This window comes from Amycolatopsis sp. SID8362, from assembly GCF_010550475.1.
In the GTDB taxonomy this organism is placed as follows: domain Bacteria; phylum Actinomycetota; class Actinomycetes; order Mycobacteriales; family Pseudonocardiaceae; genus Amycolatopsis; species Amycolatopsis eburnea.
Map to the genome: position 1 here is coordinate 1 of NZ_JAAGNB010000815.1, position 250 is coordinate 250.

Sequence of the window (250 nt, forward strand, 5' to 3'; positions counted from 1 at the left end):
CGGGACAAGCTCGCGGAGACCGAGCAGGAGGCGATCGAGCGCAACCGGCTCGCCCTGCAGCTGCAGCACGCGATCATGCCGCCGGCCAAGGGCCCGATCGACATGCCGGGCCTGCGGGCCGCCGTCCGCTATCGGCCGGCGGAGAAGGAGCACCTGGTCGGCGGCGACTGGTACGACGCGGTCGCGCTGCCGACGGGCGAGGTGCTGCTGTGCGTCGGCGACGTCGCCGGCCACGGCATCGACGCGGCGA

Annotated in this window: 1 protein-coding gene; it reads left to right on the top strand. The window is 74.4% G+C overall.

Features of this window, described 5'->3' with window-relative positions:
- Nucleotides 1-250: PP2C family protein-serine/threonine phosphatase (locus G3I65_RS24995; protein WP_375336714.1), on the top strand; the 250-nt coding region annotated here is incomplete at both ends.